Source organism: Streptomyces fradiae, from assembly GCF_041270065.1.
GTDB lineage: Bacteria > Actinomycetota > Actinomycetes > Streptomycetales > Streptomycetaceae > Streptomyces.
In genome coordinates, this window is sequence record NZ_CP065958.1 from 234,618 (window position 1) to 253,721 (window position 19,104).

Genomic DNA, 19,104 nt, shown 5'->3' on the forward strand with positions numbered 1-19,104 from the left:
CGGCCGGCCGGCAGCTCGGAGGCCGATCTGCCGTACCCGGCCTGAACCCGACAGTCGGGGTGGGCATGGGTTGCGGCCGTGGTGGGCTCGGCCGTGCGCCGAGCCCACCACGCCGGCTCCGCACACCGGAGCCGGGCCGGGGTCACGTGGTCAGCGCTGCAGGGTCAGCAGACCGGGCCGGTAGGGCAACAGGCCGTAGTCGCCGCCGGAGTTGGGGTCGTGTCCCTGGTAGAGGAGGCGCAGGTTGCAGGGGTCGACCGTGAAGGTCTGATCGGGGCTGGTGCGGAGCAGTTCGCCGTGGCTGATGTCGTTGGTCCAGGTGGCGCCGCTGTTGGCCTTGCCGGCGAAGGGGTTGCTCTCGGTCGCGGCCTGGGGCGTCCACGAGCCGTTCAGGCTGGTGGCCGTGAAGGAGCGGAAGTATCGCTGCTCCTGGGCGCCCCGCGCCTCGACGATCATGAGGTACTGGTTCTGGTCCTTGAGCTTGTAGACCTGCGGCGCCTCGAAGAGGTTCTTCACCGTGTCGCTCATGACCGTCGTGTACGACGAGCCGAAGCTGCCCGGGAAGTTCCCGATCGGCATGCTCGCCCGGTAGATCTTGCCGTTGTCACCGGCGAAGAACAGGTACATGTTCGTCCCGTCGCCGATGAGCGTCTGGTCGATGGGCCCGGTTCCGGTGTCGGCGATGGTTCCGGAGAAGAGCTCCTGCTCCGCCGACCAGCCGTTCGGGTTGGTGGGGTCGGTCGACGTACGGTAGGAGAAGGCGGTCCTGCCCCACTGGTAGGCGAGCACCCAGATGTTCTTCGGCGCGAAGTAGAAGAGCGTGGGCGCGACGGCGTTGTTCGCCATCGTGTTCTGGCTCGCCGAGGCCATGTCCGACCAGTTGGTGAACGGGCTGAAGTTCATCGAGCCCCAGTTCACCCCCGTCCCCGCGGCGCCGTGCGTCGTCGCGTAGACGAGCTGCTTGCCGTTGTAGGGGGCGACGGTGAAGTCCTTGAGCGAGGCCCATCCCGCCTTGGGCTGCGCCAGCGCGCCCGTCGACGACCAGCGGTACGTCGAGGGCAGGGCGCAGGTGCCGGGAGTGGTGCCGCTGCCGGCCTTGACGAGCTGCCACTGCTGGTTGGCGCCGCCCCAGTCGTCGTACTGGACGATGTTCGCGCCGTCGGCGGTGGAGGCGCCCTGCACTTCGAGGGCCTTGCCGCTGTGGCGCGCGATGAGCCTCACGTAGCCGTCGGAGCTGTCGGCCAGCCGCCACTGCTGGTTGGTGCCGTTCAGGTCGGTCCACTGGACGATCGGTGCGCCGTTGGCGGTGGACTTGTTCTGGACGTCCAGCACCTTGCCGGAGTGGCGGGACTTGACGCGGTAGTAGCCGCCGCCGGAGTCGACGAACTGCCACTGCTGCTGGTTCTGGTCGTTCCTGGTCCACTGGGTGATGCGGGCCCCGTCGTTGGTCGCCAGGTTGTAGACGTCCAGGGCCTTGCCGCTGTTGCGGTTGATCAGCACGTACGAGGCGGTGGGGTCGACGGTCGCCGCGGCGGCGGGCTGGGCACCGAGGAGAGTGGCTCCGACCAGCAGGGACGACAGGAACGCGAGTACGAGACCCAGGACCAGGGGTGGATGGCGAAACCTCATCAGAAGAGCTCCTTCAGGGGATGGGGGTGAGGTGCCTCCGACGATCCGCGCGGCGGCGGTGTCGGAGGCACGGGGACGGGATAGGGGTGGAGGAGGCCGCACATGCCGAAGAGCGGGTCCGCGGGGCGCTCCAGTCGCGACACCTCGCCGTGATCGAGGTGGGAGAGGTCTCCGGTCTTCAGCGCTTCCAGTTGGCAGCCGGTCGCGAGGGTCGACGCCAGCGAGCCGTCACGCCAGCGGATCCACCAGGCGTCGAGGAGATTGCTCTTGAGGCGGCAAGCCGCGCTGTGGAACTGCCGCAGCCCGCCTTCGCGCAGGGCCAGGAAGCCCTCGAGCGCCAGGTCGCGGCGGCGGCGCGCCGCCGCCGCGTGGTCGCCGGTCAGGACGGCCGCCGCCTGGTAGGCGTCAGGATCGGCAAGGACGGGTGCGGGGAAGGTGAAGACGGCGTCGCCCGCCTCGGGGAGTCCGCTGTTCTGCATGAGCACCACGAGGCGCAGGCCGCCGGCGTTGACGAGGCGGTGGATCGTGCCGGGGGTGAACCAGACGACGTCGCCGGGGTGCAGGGGGGTGTCGGCGAAGCCGGTGGTGGTGAGGGTCTGGACGCTGCCCTCGCCGCTGATGACGACGTAGGCCTCGGAGCAGACGAGGTGCATGTGGGGCGTTCCCCCGCACAGCCCGTCGGCGGCCTCCCAGTCGTACACGGTCAACCCGGAGATCCCGACGCCGCCGGGGAGCGGGGTCACCACGCGTGTTCCACGACGTGGCGGGACAGGCGCGCGGGCGTCCATGCGCCGTCGGCCACGACGATCCGGAAGCGGCGTGACAGGGTGTCGCCCGGGGCCAGCGGCAGCTCCTCCTCGAACGCCAGGGACGGGTTGACGGCGGGGAAGGGCTCCCGGCGGACGAACCAGTGGCAGGGGACTTCCGGATCGTCCAGGAACAGGAGCGTGGAGGAGCGGTCGACCTCGTCGTGCGTGCCGATGAAGGCGAGCCAGTCGCCCTTCTCGCCCATCCCGGGGCCGATCACGTCGCCGCCGGTGAAGTCGCGCGGGCCGCGCCAGAAGAGGCCGGAGTATCCGGCCATTTCTCTGCCCTGTGTGCCGGGGCTGCCGAACGTCAGCGCGGTGTCGTGGACGTTGGTCAGCGCGGTGGTGACCTCCAGGGTCCAGGAGTCGGTCTCGACGTCGCGTGCGGTCAGCGTGCGGCGCTCGTCGATCCAGTGCTCCCCCGCCATCGTGTGCCAGGCCAGGTCCTCGGTGATCACGACCCGGCCGTGGTCCGTTGCGGCGGACACCGCGAGGCTGCGCATCGTGCCGAGGTTCGGCAGGTCGACGTAGCCCTGCCCGCGCAGGTAGGTGCCGCCGCCCCAGAAGTTCTGCCCCGACACCCATGACGCCGTGATCTGAATGCCCTTGTGCCAGCGGTGGTCGTGCGGCCGGTACGCCGTGACCACGTCGCCGGCGAGCGTGCGCACCGGATGCAGATAGGGCTTCGGTGCCTCGAAGGGGTCCATGACCGGCCGGTGCACATAGCGGAAGAGGTCGACGTCGCGAGCCCGGACCGTCAGCGAGTCCTCGTTCTCGTGGAGTTCGAAGGTCACCGGAACACCTCCGGGCGTCCCCCGTCGAGTGATCCGTAGAACGGGTCGGTCGCGTCGATCTCTCCCCGCCGCACCGGCAGGCCGGTGATCGCGGCCTTGTACAGGGCGGTGACGAGTTCCATGGTGGACCTGCCGAGGTCGGGCCGGATCCCCGCCTCGTAGCGGTCCAGGAAGTCCGCGAGCTGGGCGGTGTGCGAGCTGGGCAGGTCGTCCGGCGGCTCCCACTTCGCGTGCGGCGACCTGGCGGTGAACGTCCAGTCCGCGTTGGAGTAGCCGTACAGGTGCCGCAGCTCGACCGTGGCGTCGGTGAGGTCGAAGCGCAGGTAGCTCTCCTCGCGTGGGGAGAGGACGCTGTTGACGACCGTCGCGATGGCTCCGTTCTCGAACCGGACCAGGGCCGCGGACACGTCCTCGGTCTGGACGTCGCGCTCCAGGCGGCCGGCCATCGCGCGTACCTCGGCCCATGGGCCGAGCACGTCGAGCATCAGGTCCATCTGGTGGATGCCGTGGCCCAGCGTCGGGCCGCCGCCCTCGCTCCGCCAGGTGCCGCGCCAGGGCACGTCGTAGTAGGCGTCGTCGCGGTACCACGCCGTGACGCACTGTGCGACCAGGGAACGGCCCAGGGCTCCGGTCGCGATCCGCTCGCGGAGGTACCGGGCCCCCGAGCCGTACCTGTGCTGGAACACCGCGCCGGCGACGGCGGGGCCCTCGGCGGCCTGGATCCGGTCGAGCTCGGCCAGCGACAGGGCCACCGGCTTCTCGCACCACACCCACGCCCCGGACGCCAGGCAGGCCACGGCCTGTTCGGCATGCAGGTACGGCGGCGTGCACAGGTGCACGACGTCCGGACGCTCCTGCCGGAGCATCGTGTGCAGGTCGGTGTGGACCGCGGGGATGCCGTGCTCGGCCGCGAAGGCCTCGGCGCGCAGGGCGTCCACGTCGACGGCCGCCACGATCTCGGCCCGGTGCGCCTGCGCCCGGAGGGCGGGGACGTGGCAGATGCCCGCGATCCCGCCCGTTCCGACGATCGCCGTCCTGATCATCCGCCCAGCACCTTCCGGATCGCGTCGTAGGCGGGCTTGGGCGCCAGGTTCTCGTCGTAGGGCAGCGCGGCGCCCTCGCCGGGGAAGACGGCGGGGATCCAGGAGTACTTGTCCGTGTAGTCCCAGATGGTGACGCCGACGCATTTCCTGACCGCCAGGCAGGCCTTGACGTAGTCGGCGTACCAGGTGGCCTGGGTGGCGAGCTTCTCGGGGGTCGCCGGGAGGTTCATCCGGATGTCGAGCTCGGTGACCGCGACCTCGACCCCGAGGTCGGCGAAGCGCTGCATGTTCTGCCGTACGTCGGCGGGGAAGCCGTACTGGAGCGCCAGATGCCCCTGGATGCCGAAGCCGTCCACCGGGACGCCGTCCGCCTTCAACTGCTTGATCAGGGCGTGGTAGGCGTCGCTCTTGGGGCCGATCCCGTCGACGTTGTAGTCGTTGAGGTACAGCTTCGCGTGCGGATCGATCTCGTGGGCCCAGCGCAGGGCGTCGGCGATGTAGCCGGGGCCGAGCGTCTTGTAGAAGAGCGATTCGCGGTAGGTGCCGTCCTCGTTGAAGGCCTCGTTGACGACGTCCCAGTGGATCACCCGGCCCTTGAAGTGCCGGACCTCGGTCTGGATGTGGTTCTTGAGGACGGCGCGCAGCTCTTCGGCGGTCCAGCTGCGCTCGGTGAGCCAGGCGGGGAGCTGGTTGTGCCAGACGAGGGTGTGGCCACGGACCTTCTGGTGGTGGTCCTTGGCGAAGGTCATGACCTCTTCGGCGGCGGTGAAGTCGAAGACGCCGCGCCGGGGTTCCGTGGTCTCCCACTTCATGGCGTTGCCGGGGGTGGTCTGCCCGAACTCGCTGCCGAGGAGCTTCAGGTAGGCGGCGTCGGTGAACTCGGGGTTGTCGGTGGCGGAACCGAAGTACTTGTGGTGCTTCTTGGCCAGTTCGGCGAGCGTCCTGGGACGGTGCTCGGCGCTGGCGGGCGCGGCGGCGAGGCCGGCCGCGAGGCAGGCGACGGCGGACAGGGCGATGAGATGCCGGGGCATGAACATGGATGGCTCCTCGGTGCTGGCGGGGTTCAATCGAGGACGATCGTGGTCAGCGCGCGCGGGGCGAGCTTCGCCGTGAGGGTCGTCCCGCGCGTGGAGACGATGTCGGCCGGGGTGATCGAGCGGGTCTCGTCGGTGACGTAGGCGTCGGGGTGCCGGTCGTGCCCGCCGCGGAGGGTGAAGGCGGCGGAGGTCTCGGTGGTCGCGGTGTTGAGGATCTCGATCACCCGGCTGCCGTCGCGGTTGCGGAAGGCCGTGACCTGGAGCGCCGGGTCGGCGTTCGTGACCGGGACGCGGACGGCGCCGGGACGGATGAACCGGCTGAAGGCGGCCAGTGCCCAGTACCGCTTGGACACCCGGTAGTCGTCACCGGGGTCGGCGAGCTGGATGAGCCCCCGGGTCGCGCCGAGGGACGCACCGGTCCAGTAGACGTAGGCGTTGGCGTTGCCGACGGTCAGGGTGTTCTGGATGTCGGCCGCGACGGTGAGACCGTCGTAGCCGCTGCCGTCGTCCCAGTGCTCGTTCCAGGTGGTGCCGTCCGGCGACCATTCCGACATCCACACGTGCTTGTCGGTGGGCTGCGGGACCGAGGTCGGGCCGCTGTAGCGGTGACCGGTGACGGTCCGTACGGCCTTGTCGGCCGCGGGGTCCGCCTCGATGGCCTCGGTGTAGGCGACCTGCCGGTCCCAGCCCGCGACGTCGCAGCAGACCAGCTGTGTCTTCAGTCCGGACGCGCGGACGGTCGGCCCGAGCACCTTGAGGAAGTCGACGGCCTGCTGCGGGGTGAAGCGCATCGAGGCGTAGGTCGCCGTCCAGTCGGGTTCGTTGGTGAACCCCAGGTCGGTGATCTTGATGCCTTCCCGCTGGTAGAACTTCGCGTACTGGACGAGGTAGTTCGCGTAGGCCTGACGCCATGCGGGCTTCAGCTCGCCGCCGTCGTTCTCGCTGCCGTTGGTCTTCATGAACGCCGGCGCGCTCCAGGCGTCGGCGTAGAACCGTTCGACGCCGTACGCCTTGGCCTCCTTGGCGAGCCAGACCTGGCCGCCGTCCCAGCCGTCCCAGACGTACGTCGGGGTGGCGGCCGGCCCGCCGGGATCGGTCGGCAGGATCGTCGGCATGTGGTCGTAGACCCGGTCGGTCGACGACCCGATGCCCAGGCGCAGGATCGACAGGCCGGCGCCCTTCTCCTTGCTGAGCAGCAGGTCGAGCACCTCGCGCCGCTTGGCAGGGCTGAGGCCGCGCGCGCCGTGCAGCAGGTCGGCCCGCTGGAAGGCCATGGAGAAGCCGAAGCCGTCGATGGGCTGGAGTTCGGCGCGGAAGTCGATGCCGGCGCGTGCGCCTTCGGCGGGCGGCGGCGCGGGGTCGGCCGCGGCTTGGGATGTTAGCGCTAACATTATGACGGCTGTCAGAGCGGTCAGGCGTTTCACAGGGTCTCCTCGGGGTGGAGGTCATGCGGGACGGGTCGGCTCTCGGTGGCGCCTGGGGGTCAGCCCTTGGTGGCGCCCGCCGTGAGGCCGCCGATCAGCTGGCGCTCGGCGACGGCGTAGAAGGCGAGAGCGGGGACCATGGCGAGCACGATGTACGCGAGGACGAGCGCGTAGTCGGTCGAGTACTGGCCCTGGAACTGCTGGACGCCGACCGGGATCGTCTGCCACTTCGGGTCGTTGAACACCAGCAGCGGCAGGAAGAAGTTGTTCCAACTCGCGACGACGGCGAGCACCGAGACCGTGCCGAGTGCCGGACGCGCCATCGGCAGCAGGATCTGCCAGAAGAAGCGGACCTTGCCGCAGCCGTCCATGGTGGCGGCCTCCTCGATCTCCGCCGGGATGGTCCGGAAGAAACCGCGCAGGATCACGATTGTCATGGGGAGCCCGAATGCCGCCTGCGGGAGGATCACTCCGAGCGGGTTGTCGAGCAGCCCGAAGGTGCGCAGCATGAGGAAGAGCGGCAGAACGGCCACAGCGAACGGGAACATCAGCCCGACGGTGAAGAGCGTATAGAACAACTCCCGTCCACGGAAGGCGTATCGGGCCAGAACGAAAGCCGCCATCGCGGAGGCGGCCACGGTGCAGACCGTCGTACCGATCGCGATGCCCGCGCTGTTGGCGATCTGCCGCCAGAACATGCCGTCGCCGAGAATTCCCGTGTAGTTGGAGATCTTCCACTGCTCCGGCAGCCCGAACGGATTGTTCGTCAGTTCCGCGGTGCTCTTGAAACCGGAGATGACCGCGTAGAGCAGCGGTACGGCGACGAACGCGGCGATCAGCCAGACCACGGCGTGCAGCGAGAGGCCGCGTACCGTCCGGCGGGCGTTCATCGGTCACCTCCCGAGGTGACGGCGCCGCTCAGGTCACGGCGGAGCACGTACCGCTGGTAGAAGAGGGAGAAGACGAGGCTGATCATGAACAGCACCACGCTGATCGCGCTGGCGTAGCCGACCTGGTACCGCTTGAACCCGAACTGGAACATCGCGATGGCCATCGTCTCGGAGGAGTGGTTGGGCCCGCCGGCCGTCATGACCCAGACGAGGTCGAAGAGCTGGATGGACCCGATGATCGACAGGAAGACGCTGATCCGGATCGTCGGCCCGAGCAGCGGCAGCGTGATGTGCCGGAAGCGCTGCCAGGCGCCGGCTCCGTCGATGGAGGCGGCTTCGAGGATCTCGGACGGGATGCTCTGCAGCCCGGCGAGGAACAGCATCATGTGGAAGCCGAAGTACTTCCAGATCATGACGACGAACAGGGTCGGCACGACCGTCGAGGGATCGGCGAGCCACTTGCCCTGGAGGCCCTCGAGGCCGAAGAGGCCGGCGATGTGGTCGGCCATGCCGGCGCCGGGCAGGAAGATCATCGTGAAGAGGACCGCCGTGACGACCTCGGAGAGGATGTACGGCGCGAAGAACAGCATCCGGTAGACCGCCCGGCCGCGGAGCCTCTGGTTGAGCAGGACCGCGGTGAACAGGGCGAACGGCAGCTGCACCAGGACCGACATGAGGATCAGGTAAAGCCCGCGCCCCAGGTCGCCGAGGAAGACCTGGTCGCCGAAGAGCTTGGTGTAGTTCCCGAAGCCGACGAAGTCGTCCATGGGGCCGATGCCACCCCATTTGAAGAAGCCGGTCCAGACGGCGACGACGATCGGGGCGAGGACGAAGACGAGGAAGAGGATCAGTGCCGGGACGAGGAACCAGGCGATCGACGCCCAGTCTCCCCAGCCGCGCAGGAGTGACCGGGCCGGGGCCGGCGGGCGCACCGGCACGGCCTCCTCCGTCCGTTCCTCGGTCAGGGTGGACCCGGAGCTAGGCACTCTTCGCAGCCTCGGTGATCGACGCCGTGACCTGCTCGGGGGTCTTCTTGCCCGCGATGAGGTCGGCGACGCTGTCGTTGACCTCCTGGCCGACCGCCGGCGGGTAGGCCTGGTCGAGGAAGAGCTGGAAGCCCGTGGCCTTGACGAGGCTCTCGGCCACCACCTTCTTGTTGGCGTCGGTGAGCTGACTTTCCGCGCCCTTGACCACCGGCAGGTAGCCGTTGGAGGCCAGCAGCTTGGACTCGTTCTCCAGGACGAAGAACTTCAGGAACTCCAGGGCCTCCTTCGGGGCGCCCTTGCGCAGCGCGAAGCCACCGCCGCCGCCGAAGACCTCGGTCGCCTGCCCCACACCGCCGTCGACCGTCGGGAAGGGGAAGAAGCCCAGGTCCGCCCCGAGGTCGGCGCCCGCGTCCTTCTGTACCGACGGTCCCCACTGCCCCATCAGCTCCATGGCGGCCTTGCCGTTGCCCACGGTCGCGGCCTGGCCGCCCGGGGTGGCGTAGCCGGCGCCGAGGAAGCCCGGCTGGAACGGCTGGAGGTCGACGAGCTCCTTGAGATGGACGCCCGCCTCGACGAAGCCGGGGTCGGTGAAGTCCTTGGTGGTCGCGGCCTTCTGCAGGGCGGGGAGGCCGGCGACGCGCATCGCGAGGTAGGCCCAGTAGTAGTGGCCGGGCCACTTCTCCTTGCCGGCGAGGGCGATCGGGGTGATGCCCGCGGCCTTGAGCTTCCGCACGTCGGCGAGGAACGCGGCCCAGGTGGCCGGCGGAGTGGTGATGCCGGCCTTGGCGAAGAGCTTCTTGTTGTACCAGAAGCCGACCATGCCGATGTCGTACGGGACTCCGTAGATGCGGCCGTCGATCTGGTAGGCCGAGAGCGAGACCGGGGTGAGCTGCGACGACCAGTCCATGAGGTCGGCGAGGTCCTCGACGAGCCCCGCGTCGACCTGCTGCTTGAGCACGCCGCCGCCCCAGGTCTGGTAGACGTCGGGGAGCTTGCCCGAGGACGTGGTGGCGGTCAGCTTGGACTTGAACGCCTCGTTCTCCAGCGAGGTCGTGTTGATCGCGATCTTCGGGTGAGCCTTCGTGTACGCCGTGGAGATCTCCGGGAAGAGGGACTTCCCCGGCTCCGTGGTGGCGATGTTCCACCAGTCGAACGTCACCTTGCCGTCGGCCGACAGATTGCCGCCCGACCCACCGGACCCGCAGGCCGTGGTGAGTGCGACGGACAAGGTGGTCATGCCCGCGAGCGCCAGGAAGCTTCGTCGGCTCGGGAGGGTGCTGGCCATGGGACCTCCGGGGTGGGGGAATGCCGGTTCGTGCCCGAAATTTTTTCGAAATACTCTCGAATTCTGCGCTGCCACAAACTAGGAACGCGAGGCTTGTCGGTCAAGACCTCGCGTCAACTTAGCTACGGACGCCGGTTGTTCGTAGGGTTGACAAGCAGGTCGGACCGCCCGGAAACTCGTCGAAAGTTTGCGATACATGTCGGCGGCCGAAGGCATCCGCGCGGAGGAGAGAAGTTGAGCGAGCAGCGCCCGACCCTGGCCGTGATCGCCGCGGAGGCGGGGGTTTCCCCGGCCACCGTGTCCAAGGTGATCAACGGCCGCTCCGATGTCGCGCCCGCGACCCGCGAACGGATCGAGGGCCTGCTGCGATCACACAACTACCTGCCGCCCGGCCGGCAGGGCAGAGCCCGCAGATCGGGCCTCGTCGACCTGATCATCGGCGGCCTCGACAGCGCGTGGGCGGTGGAGATACTGCGCGGCGTCGAGGCCGAGTGCGCCCAGCGGAGCGTCGGTACCGTCGTGTCGCTCGTCCCGCCGGGTGAGGCCACGCCGTCCAGCTGGACCGCGCTGCCGGTCCTGCACCACAGCGACGGCGTCATCCTCGTGACCTCCTCGGTCACCCGCGCCCAGCGCGCCCAGGTCGAACGGGCCGGGGTGGCGCTGGTCGTCATCGACCCCATCGACCTGCCCGGCAACGGCGTCCCGAGCATCGGAGCGACCAACTGGGCGGGCGGCATGGCCGCCACCGAGCACCTGCTGGAACTGGGGCACCGCCGGATCGCCACGATCGGCGGACGCAAGGAGATGCTCTGCAGCCAGGCCCGTATCGACGGGTATCGGACCGCCCTGGAGCGGGCCGGGATCGAGGCCGACCGCGACCTGGTCCGGTTCGGCGACTTCCAGCACGAGGGCGGGTTCCGGTGCGCCCGGGAGCTCCTCGCCCTCCCCGAGCCGCCGACGGCCGTCTTCGCCGGCAGCGACCAGCAGGCGATGGGCGTCTACGAAGCCGCCCGGCAGAGCGGACTGCGCATCCCGCAGGACCTCAGCGTGGTCGGCTTCGACGACCTGCCGATGTGCGAATGGCTTTCACCGCCGCTGACGACGGTGCGCCAGCCGCTGGAGGAGATGGGCCGGGTCGCCGCCCGCACACTGTTCCATCTTCTGGACGGCCAGCCCCTGGTCAGCCCGCGGATGGAGCTCTCGACCGAACTGAAGGTCCGGCTCTCCACCGCCCCGCCTCGTCACTAGGAGAATCCCTTGACCGAGCCCTGGCGTGACACCCTGCTGCCCGTGTCCGAGCGAGTCACCGATCTCCTGAGACGGATGACGCTGGAGGAGAAGGCGGGACAACTCGCCGGCTTCTGGGCGTTGCCCTCGGATCCGGGAGTACCTGTCGCGCCGATGGAGGACGATTCCGGCGAGTCCGCGCCCGGCCTCGACGACATCGTCGCCCACGGGCTCGGCCAGCTCACCCGGGTGTTCGGAACCGCACCGATCACCGCGGAAGCCGGAATGGAGCGGCTCGCCTCGCTCCAGCAGCAGGTGACCGGATCCAGCCGCTTCGGGATCCCGGCGGTCGCTCACGAGGAGTGCCTGACGGGGTTCATGACGCTCGGAGCGACGGTCTTCCCCGCCCCGCCGGCCTGGGGCGCGTCCTTCGACCCTGGGCTCGTGCGCCGGATGGCCGCCGCCATCGGCGCCGGGATGCGGCGGGTCGGCGTCCACCAAGGACTGGCTCCGGTGCTCGACGTGGTCCGCGACTACCGGTGGGGCAGGACCGAGGAGTGCATCGGCGAGGACCCCTATCTCGTCGGAGCGGTCGGCACGGCCTACGTACAGGGCCTGGAAGACGTCGGCATCGTGGCGACGCTCAAGCACTTCGCCGGGTACTCGGCCTCGCGCGGCGGCCGGAACATGGCCCCCGTCGCCTCGGGGCCCCGCGAGTTCGCCGATGTCCTGGTCGAGCCTTTCGTACGGGCGCTGCGCGAGGGAGGCGCTCGGTCGGTGATGAACAGCTACACCGACGTGGACGGGGTCCCGGTGGCCGCCGACCGACGCCTGCTGACCGACCTGCTCAGGGGCGAGCTCGGTTTCGGCGGTGTCGTCGTCGCCGACTACTACGCCGTCTCCTTCCTGGAGACCCGACACGGCGTCACCGGGTCGCGCGGCGCGGCCGGCGCGCTGGCGTTGACCGCGGGGATCGACGTCGAGCTGCCCACGGCCCGCTGCTACGGCGAGCCGCTGACCGAACTCGTGCGGTCAGGAGGCCTGTCCGAGGAGCTCATCGACCGGGCCGCGGAGCGCGTCCTGCTGCAGAAGGCCGAACTCGGCCTGCTCGACCCCGACTGGGAACCCGTCAAGCCCGAGCCGGTCGACCTCGACCCGCCGGAGAACCGGGCCCTGGCCAGGCTCCTGGCCGAACGGTCCACCGTGCTGCTCGCCAACGACGGCATCCTGCCGCTGCGGCCGTGCCGGGTCGCGATCCACGGGCCGTACGCCGACGACCCCCACTCCTTCCTCGGCTGCTACTCCTTCCCCAACCACGTCGCGCTGCCCGGCGACCCCGGGCTTGAGATCCCGACGCTCGGCGAAGCGCTCACCGCGGCCGGGTTCACGGTCACCGCGGACGAGCCGGACGTGAACGTGCTGGTGCTAGGAGACCGGGCCGGCATGTTCGGCCGGGGCACTTCGGGAGAGGGCTGCGACGCCGCGACCCTCGATCTGCCCGGGGACCAGGCCGCACTCGCCTCCGCCGTTCTGGACTCCGGGGTGCCGACCGTCCTGGTCCTGGTCTCCGGACGGCCCTACGCCCTCGGCTCGCTGGCCGAACGCGCATCGGCCGTCCTACAGGCCTTCTTCCCCGGCGAGGAGGGCGGGACGGCGCTGGCCCGGATCATCAGCGGGGCCGCGGAGCCGTCCGGACGGCTGCCCGTCTCCCTCCCCCGCCAGGCCGGCGGCCAGCCCGGCACGTACCTGCACTCCAGACTCGGCGGACGCACCGACTGGAGCTCGGTGGACCCGACTCCGCTGTTCCCCTTCGGACACGGGCTGAGCTGGACCCGCTTCACCTGCTCGGAGCTCTCGGTGGATCCCGTCGCCGCGACGGACGGAGCCGTCTCCGTCTCGGTCACCGTACGCAACGTCGGAGAGGTGGCCGGGACCGAGGTGGTCCAGCTGTACCTCTCGGACCCCGAGGCGTCCGTCGTCCGGCCACAGCAGTGGCTCGCCGGATTCTGCAGGGTCGAGCTGCAACCGGGCGCGGCCGCCCGGATCACCTTCTCCGTCCATGCCGACCGGACCTCCTTCACCGGTATCGACCTGCGGAGAAGAGTGGAGCCCGGAGAGATCGGCGTGGCCGTCGGACGGTCCAGCGGCGATCTTCCGCTGCGGGGCTCCTTCACTCTGCACGGCCCCGTACGGCATCCGGCGGCCGACCGCGTGCTGTCCGTGCCGGTCGAGATCGTCCCCGTCTCATGAGCACGTCCTTCGGCGATCCCGTGCTGCCCGGCTTCCGGCCCGACCCGTCCGTGTGCCGGGTGGGAGCGGACTACTACCTGGTGACGTCCAGTTTCGAATGGTTCCCGGGTCTTCCCGTGTTCCACAGCCGCGATCTCGTGAACTGGCGACGTCTCGGCTCCGCGCTCGACCGCCCGTCCCAGCTCGATCTCGACGGGTGTGAGCCCTCACGCGGCCTGTTCGCGCCCACGATCAGGCACCATGACGGGGTGTTCCATCTCGTCTGCACGCTGATGGACGGCCCCGGCCATTTCGTCGTCACGGCGACCGACCCGGCGGGGCCGTGGTCGGAACCGCAGTGGTTGGAGGGCGAGGGCTTCGACCCGTCACTGTTCTTCGACGACGGGCCGGACGACTGCGACGGCGACGGCGACGGCGACGGCCGGGCCTGGTTCACCGCCGCCCGTGTGCTGGACGAGGCCGCCGGCCGCACCGAGATCTGGATGCGCGAGTACCTTCCCCGCGAGCGACGGCTCACGGGACCGGAGTACGTCCTGTGGTCGGGAACCCACCTGGGCGCCCGCTGGTCGGAAGCCCCGCACCTCTACAAGATCGACGGCAGCTACCTTCTGCTCACCGCCGAGGGCGGCACCGATGTGGACCACAGCGTGGTCGCCGCCCGCGCCGCCCGCGTGACCGGCCCGTACGAGGGAGTCTCCGGCAACCCGGTGCTGCCTCCCGCCGAGGGCCCGGTCACCTGCACCGGGCACGCCGACCTCGTCCGAACCCCGTACGGCGAGTGGCGGGCCGTCCTCCTCGGTGTCCGCCCGGGCTCCGCCATCGGCCGCGAGACCTTCCTCAGCAGGGTCACCTGGAGCGACGGCCGGCCGGTCTTCTCCCCTCTCCGCCATACGAGCCCTCGCCACCGTCTCCGCGACGACTTCGCCACCCTCTCCGCCGACTGGAGCACCCTGCGCACCCCACGCGCACCGTTCTGGACCACCGGCGACGGGCTCCGCCTCCAGCTCCGCCCCGAACGCCTCGGCGAACGCACCACCCCGTCCCTCCTGGTCCTCCCCCAGGAACAGCCCGACTGCGACGTCTCCACCGAGCTGCACTTCCTCCCCGACGCACCGGAGGAACAGGCAGGCCTCGCCGTCGTCATCGACGACGACACCCATCTCGTCCTCCTTCGCACCACGGAAGGGCTCAGCCTCCGTCGCGGGCCCGATGTCCTGGCCGGCGTCGTCGTCCCGCCGGGCCCCGTCCGCCTGGGGGTCCGCATCCGCGGCTTCAGCCACACCTTCGCCTACGCGGCACCCGACGGGGCCTGGCAGGACCTGACCACCGTCGAAGCCACCTTCCTCACCCCGCTGTTCACCAGCGTGCAGCTCGGCCTCTACGCCACCTCCAACGGCCGCCCGTCCACCACCCAAGCCCATTTCGCGTGGTTCGACATCACGCATCCGCACCAGCCCTCCGGGGCGAAGGACACCGACGACCCGGAAATGTGACCCGAGACAAGCACTCTCTTATGAAGGAAGCGGTCCCTGTCGAAATACTTTCGACAGGGACCGCTTCGCTATGACGCTCCCGAAATCCCTGACGGAGCGTTTCGAATGGCCATACGGGGCCGAGTTTCCGAAACCTCTTCGAAATACTTGACATGGTCACGCCGTGTTTCCACACTGAATCCCGAGGCGGTGGCGCCCCTTTACCCGCGTGTCGCCGTACCGGCCTCGAATCATTGCGCCTTGATGGTCCGCGTCCTTTTTCGATGGACCCGGACATCGCCTTCGCGGATTCCTTCCGCCGCACTCACATCCATCCGTGATTTCTGTCCCGGAGGTCCATTCATGCGTTCACAAGCCATTCCACCGTCCACCGTCCGCCGGAAAATCGGCGGCCTGTGTGCGGCGCTGATCGTCGGGGTCCTCGGTTCGGCCACCATCCTGGTCGCGCCGTCGACCTCACAGGCCGCCGAGAGCACACTCGGCAGCGCCGCGGCGCAGAGCGGCCGCTACTTCGGCACCGCCATCGCCTCGGGCCGGCTCGGCGACTCGGCGTACACGACCATCGCGAACCGTGAGTTCACCATGGTGACGCCCGAGAACGAGATGAAGATCGACGCCACCGAACCGCAGCAGGGCCGGTTCGACTTCACCGCCGGTGACCGCGTCCACAACTGGGCGGTGCAGAACGGCAAGAAGGTGCGCGGACACACCCTCGCCTGGCACTCCCAGCAGCCCGGCTGGATGCAGAGCCTCAGCGGCAGCGCGCTGCGTCAGGCGATGATCAACCACATCAACGGCGTGATGGGCCACTACAAGGGCAAGATCGCCCAGTGGGACGTCGTCAACGAGGCCTTCGCCGACGGCAGTTCGGGCGCCCGGCGCGACTCGAACCTGCAGCGCACCGGCAACGACTGGATCGAGGTCGCCTTCCGCACCGCGCGCGCCGCCGACCCGGCCGCCAAGCTCTGCTACAACGACTACAACACCGACAACTGGACCTGGGCCAAGACCCAGGCCGTGTACAACATGGTCAAGGACTTCAAGCAGCGCGGCGTACCGATCGACTGCGTCGGGTTCCAGTCGCACTTCAACAACGACAGCCCGTACAACAGCAACTACCGCACCACGCTGCAGAGCTTCGCCGCCCTCGGCGTCGACGTGGCCGTCACCGAGCTCGACATCCAGGGCGCCTCCCCCACGACCTACGCCGCCGTGACCAACGACTGCCTGGCCGTCCCGCGCTGCCTGGGCATCACCGTCTGGGGCGTGCGCGACACCGACTCCTGGCGAGCCGACCAGACGCCACTGCTGTTCAACGGCGACGGCAGCAAGAAACCCGCCTACACCTCCGTCCTCAACGCCCTCAACGGCGGCACCACGACTCCCCCCGCGGACGGCTCGGCGATCAAGGGCGTCGGTTCCGGCCGCTGCCTGGACGTGCCGAGCGCCAGTACGACCGACGGCACCCAGGTCCAGTTGTGGGACTGCAACAGCAACGCCAACCAGCAGTGGACGTCCACCAGCGCCGGTGAGCTCAGGGTCTACGGCAACAAGTGCCTGGACGCCGCCGGCACCGGCAACGGCACCAAGGTGCAGATCTACAGCTGCTGGGGCGGCGACAACCAGAAGTGGCGCCTCAACTCCGACGGATCCATCGTCGGCGTCCAGTCCGGCCTCTGTCTCGACGCCGTCGGCGCCGGCACCGCCAACGGCACCCAGATCCAGCTCTACTCCTGCTCGGGCGGCAGCAACCAGCGCTGGACCCGCGCCTGATCTGCTGCAGCGACACCCGCGCCATCGAGGGGAGCCAGGCTGATCCTGGCTCCCCTCCTCGGAGACAGGAAGCCGCCGGCCGTGTCAGGCGTCGCCCGGGGGGCGGGTGCTGGCGCGCATGATGAGCTGTGGTTCCACCAGGAGGTGTTCGGCCTTGCGGGCGCGGCCTTCGATGTGGTCGACCAGCAGTCCGATGCTGCGGCGTCCGATGGTGGCGAAGTCCTGGCGGACGGTGGTCAGCGGCGGCGGGAAGTACTCGGCCTCGGGGATGTCGTCGAAGCCGGCGACGGCCACCTGCGCGGGGGTGCGGATGCCGGCCTCGCGCAGCGCCCGCAGGACGCCGAGCGCCATCTGGTCGTTGGCGACGAAGACGGCGGTGACCGGTGCCGCCCCGCGGCGGGCCAGGGCGAGCCCGGCGAGCTCCTGGCCCGCCCGGTACCCCGACAACGGGCTCCAGTCACCCGCCAGCACACGCGGAGGCTCGATACCGCTCTCCTCCAGGACCGCGCGCCAGCCCGCGGTGCGGGCCTCGCTCTCCAGCCAGTCCTCGGGCCCGGCCACGTGCCAGACCGTGCGGTGCCCGGCGGCCAGCAGATGCTCCGTGACCATACGGGCACCGCGCTCCTGGTCCAGGGAGACCCCGGGCAGATCGAGCCGGTGGCCACCCTCCACCGTCACCACCGGAAAGGGCGCGTCCAGCTCGGCGAGCGCCTGCACGTGCGAGCGCTGCGGGGTGATCGCGACGACCCCCTCCACACCCCAGGCCGCGAGATGGTCGATGGCATCCTTCAGCGCCTGCCCCTCCCCGGTACGCAGACTGACCGTGGAGACCAGATAGCCCTCCTCCCGCGCCGCCTCCTGCAGACCCGTCATCGTGCTCGCCGGGCCGTACAGGGCGGTGTTGACCGCGATCACACCCAGCGTCCTCGTCCGGCGCGTCACCAGAGCCCGGGCCGCGGAATTACGGCGGTAGCCCAGCCGCTCGATCGCCACCGTGACCTGCTCACGCGTGGCCGCACGCACATTCGGGTGACCGCTCAGCACCCGCGAGACGGTCTGATGGGAGACCCCCGCCTCCCGTGCGACATCGGCCATCGTCGGCGGGCGGACGTCTTCCGCGGGATGCCCCACGTTCGCCTCCCCTCTCCCTGATCACGGCTGTGCGCCGATATTGCGGCTGTGCATCGATGCGAGAAAAACCTTAGTGCTGCTCGCGGCGGGCGGCTGACGCTGCTCCGGGCCCAGCCGTGTCCGGAGCAGCGTCAGCCGCTCGTACTGAACCGCAGGACCGTCCTCGACCGGTACTCCTCGCCGGGTCGCAGCACCGTGGACGGGTCACCGGGGCGGTTCGGGGAGTCGGGGAAGTGCTGGGTCTCCAGCGCGATGCCGGCGCCCGTCCGGTAGGGGGTACCGCTCTTGCCGAGGATCGTTCCGTCGAACTGCCCCGCGGTGTAGACCTGGAGTCCGGGCTCCGTGGTCAGCACCTCCATGCGGCGGCCCGTGGACGGCGCGTGGAGGACGGCGGCCCGGCGGAGCGTGTCGTCGTTGCCGTGCGGGCTCAGTACGAAGTTGTGGTCGTACCCGCCGCCCGCCCCCGGCCGGGCCTGGGCCTCGGCGATCCTGAGCGGCCGGCGGAGGTCGAACGCGGTGCCGGTGACGGGGCGGTGGTCCCCGTAGGGGATGAGTTCCTCGTCGACCGGTGTGTAGTGGTCGGCGTGGACGGCCAGTTGATGGTCGAGGATGTCGCCGGCGCCCTCGCCTTCGAGGTTGAAGTAGGCGTGGTTGGTCAGGTTGACCAGGGTGGCCGCGTCGGTGACCGCTGCGTAGGAGAAGGAGAGTTCTCCGTCACGGCCGATGAGGCAGCTGACGGTGACGTCCAGGTTTCCCGGGAATCCCTGGTCGCCGTCGGGGCTGCGGAGGTGCAGGAGCACACCGGTCCACTCCGGGGTGTGCACGCTTTCGGCTTCCCAGAGCCGGGTGTCGAATCCGTCGTCTCCGCCGTGCAGGCAGTGGCCGTTCTCCTGTGTGGTCAGCTGGTACGTCTTCCCGTCCAGGGAGAACCGGCCTCGTGCGATGCGGTTGGCGTAGCGGCCGACGGTGGCTCCGAAGTACCGGGCGGCAGCCGTCCGAGCCGGGTCGCGGGGAGCGAGGACGACGTCGGCCGGGGTGCCGTGCCGGTCCGGCACCCACAGTCCGTGGAGGCGGGCGCCGCGGGTGTGCACCTCTGCCGTGAGTCCGCCGGGAAAGCCGAAGGTCCATCGTTGCCCGGCATCCGTGCCGGTGTGGCAGACCGGTGGGCCGCCGGTGAAAGGCGGACGGGAGGACGGGGTCATGGAGGTTCCTTGTCCGGAGTGCGGCACGGCCGGGAAAGGAGGTCGAAGACTGCTTTCCCGGCCGTGTTCGTGGTGGTCGGTGGTCGGTGGTCGGTGGTCGGTGGTCGGTGGTGAGTGGTCTGCCCGGGATCGGG

Annotated in this window: 15 protein-coding genes; 4 read left to right on the forward strand and 11 right to left on the reverse strand. The window is 69.7% G+C overall.

The window, feature by feature from the left end; genetic code table 11:
• Window positions 1–150: 150 nt before the first annotated feature.
• From JAO84_RS01010 to JAO84_RS01050, 9 genes are all read right to left on the reverse strand, one after another.
• Complete coding sequence (locus JAO84_RS01010) at window positions 151–1,629, reverse strand: non-reducing end alpha-L-arabinofuranosidase family hydrolase (RefSeq protein WP_370409536.1); 1,479 nt, start codon at window positions 1,627–1,629, stop codon at window positions 151–153.
• Entirely contained in the window at window positions 1,629–2,372 is a 744-nt protein-coding gene (locus tag JAO84_RS01015) for a cupin domain-containing protein (protein ID WP_370416622.1), read from the reverse strand. Before JAO84_RS01015 ends, JAO84_RS01010 begins: the two co-directional genes overlap by 1 nt.
• The gene (locus JAO84_RS01020; protein WP_370409538.1) at window positions 2,369–3,229 is read right to left on the reverse strand and encodes a PmoA family protein; all 861 of its coding nucleotides are present in this window, start codon (window positions 3,227–3,229) and stop codon (window positions 2,369–2,371) included. Before JAO84_RS01020 ends, JAO84_RS01015 begins: the two co-directional genes overlap by 4 nt.
• Window positions 3,226–4,272 carry a Gfo/Idh/MocA family protein gene (locus JAO84_RS01025; RefSeq protein WP_370409539.1) on the reverse strand — a complete coding sequence of 349 codons (1,047 nt, stop codon included), beginning with the start codon at window positions 4,270–4,272 and terminating at the stop codon, window positions 3,226–3,228. Before JAO84_RS01025 ends, JAO84_RS01020 begins: the two co-directional genes overlap by 4 nt.
• Complete coding sequence (locus JAO84_RS01030; protein WP_265865970.1) at window positions 4,269–5,303, reverse strand: endo-1,4-beta-xylanase; 1,035 nt, start codon at window positions 5,301–5,303, stop codon at window positions 4,269–4,271. The genes JAO84_RS01025 and JAO84_RS01030 overlap by 4 nt, the downstream gene beginning before the upstream one ends.
• Before the next feature lie 32 nt (window positions 5,304–5,335).
• The gene (locus tag JAO84_RS01035) at window positions 5,336–6,700 is read right to left on the reverse strand and encodes a glycoside hydrolase (protein WP_370409540.1); all 1,365 of its coding nucleotides are present in this window, start codon (window positions 6,698–6,700) and stop codon (window positions 5,336–5,338) included.
• A 92-nt stretch (window positions 6,701–6,792) separates the two neighbouring features.
• Entirely contained in the window at window positions 6,793–7,623 is an 831-nt protein-coding gene (locus JAO84_RS01040) for a carbohydrate ABC transporter permease (RefSeq protein ID WP_370409542.1), read from the reverse strand.
• Window positions 7,620–8,609 (reverse strand): carbohydrate ABC transporter permease, encoded by a 990-nt coding sequence (locus tag JAO84_RS01045; protein WP_370409544.1) that lies wholly within the window; start codon window positions 8,607–8,609, stop codon window positions 7,620–7,622. The genes JAO84_RS01040 and JAO84_RS01045 overlap by 4 nt, the downstream gene beginning before the upstream one ends.
• Window positions 8,602–9,894: an extracellular solute-binding protein gene (locus tag JAO84_RS01050; protein ID WP_370409546.1), complete on the reverse strand. Its 1,293-nt coding sequence runs from the start codon at window positions 9,892–9,894 to the stop codon at window positions 8,602–8,604. Before JAO84_RS01050 ends, JAO84_RS01045 begins: the two co-directional genes overlap by 8 nt.
• 234 nt (window positions 9,895–10,128) lie before the next feature.
• On the opposite strand from JAO84_RS01050, the gene JAO84_RS01055 reads away from it, so the two are divergent.
• The 4 genes from JAO84_RS01055 to JAO84_RS01070 all read left to right on the forward strand — a co-directional run bounded on the left by JAO84_RS01055 (window position 10,129) and on the right by JAO84_RS01070 (window position 16,637).
• The gene (locus JAO84_RS01055; RefSeq protein ID WP_370409548.1) at window positions 10,129–11,142 is read left to right on the forward strand and encodes a LacI family DNA-binding transcriptional regulator; all 1,014 of its coding nucleotides are present in this window, start codon (window positions 10,129–10,131) and stop codon (window positions 11,140–11,142) included.
• 9 nt (window positions 11,143–11,151) lie between these two features.
• Window positions 11,152–13,371 (forward strand): glycoside hydrolase family 3 N-terminal domain-containing protein, encoded by a 2,220-nt coding sequence (locus JAO84_RS01060; RefSeq protein WP_370409550.1) that lies wholly within the window; start codon window positions 11,152–11,154, stop codon window positions 13,369–13,371.
• Entirely contained in the window at window positions 13,368–14,864 is a 1,497-nt protein-coding gene (locus JAO84_RS01065; RefSeq protein WP_370409552.1) for a glycoside hydrolase family 43 protein, read from the forward strand. Before JAO84_RS01060 ends, JAO84_RS01065 begins: the two co-directional genes overlap by 4 nt.
• 342 nt (window positions 14,865–15,206) lie before the next feature.
• Complete coding sequence (locus JAO84_RS01070) at window positions 15,207–16,637, forward strand: endo-1,4-beta-xylanase (protein ID WP_370409554.1); 1,431 nt, start codon at window positions 15,207–15,209, stop codon at window positions 16,635–16,637.
• 84 nt (window positions 16,638–16,721) lie between these two features.
• Here the strand turns inward: JAO84_RS01070 and JAO84_RS01075 are convergent, their stop codons facing one another.
• Window positions 16,722–17,732 carry a LacI family DNA-binding transcriptional regulator gene (locus JAO84_RS01075; RefSeq protein WP_370416623.1) on the reverse strand — a complete coding sequence of 337 codons (1,011 nt, stop codon included), beginning with the start codon at window positions 17,730–17,732 and terminating at the stop codon, window positions 16,722–16,724.
• A gap of 167 nt (window positions 17,733–17,899) precedes the next feature.
• Window positions 17,900–18,970, reverse strand: a complete 1,071-nt coding sequence (locus JAO84_RS01080; protein WP_370409556.1) for an aldose epimerase family protein — start codon at window positions 18,968–18,970, stop codon at window positions 17,900–17,902.
• Window positions 18,971–19,104 lie beyond the last annotated feature (134 nt).